Raw genomic sequence first — 669 nt, forward strand, 5'->3', positions numbered from 1 at the left:
AACCACTGAGTCGAAGAACAGATAGTTGCCAATCTTGATCGAGATGCGGTTCTTCAGCTTCGTGTTCCAGTAGGCAGCAGTACCCATGCTCGGGTTTACCGTGGCATCTGCCGGTACCGTATTGTTGGCTCCATCATTCGAGTTCTGCGACGTGTTGGTCAGCGACCCTGCCTTTGGCGTTATGCCTACAGCCCTCAGGAAATTGGTTACGTTATCACTGCCAAGCACACCATTGACGACTGACCCAATAGAAGTTCCTATATTGGTACCCGCGTCCTTGGCTATGGAGGCCGCTGAATCTCCGAAGTCGATCGAAGGGCCGGGGCTTTCCAGAAACCCATACTTGCCAGTACTAGGCATCGTCAACTTCAAAAGGTTAACGATAGGAGTCCGAACATCTGTAACGGGATCAGTTTCCGTATGGAACTGAAGCTCTAGGCTCAAGTTCGTTTCGGTATTACCGGCCCATAGCTGCGCGCTCATGGCCTGAACCGCAAGACGCACACCAACCGCAGCTGCGGCTGTATCGAGTGCCTTAGTTGGTGACAAAGACTGTGGCAGAGGCTGTTCGTATGCAGCACCCGAGTCCATAGAAAAGGTCTCGGGCATAGGTGCGGACACCGAGATTGGGTCCGTCGCGCTCTCACGCTGTATGAGTACTGTATATGG

At 53.1% G+C, this 669-nt stretch carries 1 protein-coding gene; it reads right to left on the reverse strand.

Going from position 1 to position 669, the window contains the following annotated elements:
• Positions 1 to 549 (reverse strand): hypothetical protein (locus tag AC1RPW_RS07770; protein ID WP_481769406.1); only part of this gene is annotated, 549 nt, incomplete at its 3' end.
• Between the last annotated feature and the right edge of the window lie 120 nt (positions 550 to 669).

The organism is Dellaglioa sp. CoH-55-MRSF-8 (genome assembly GCF_056782195.1).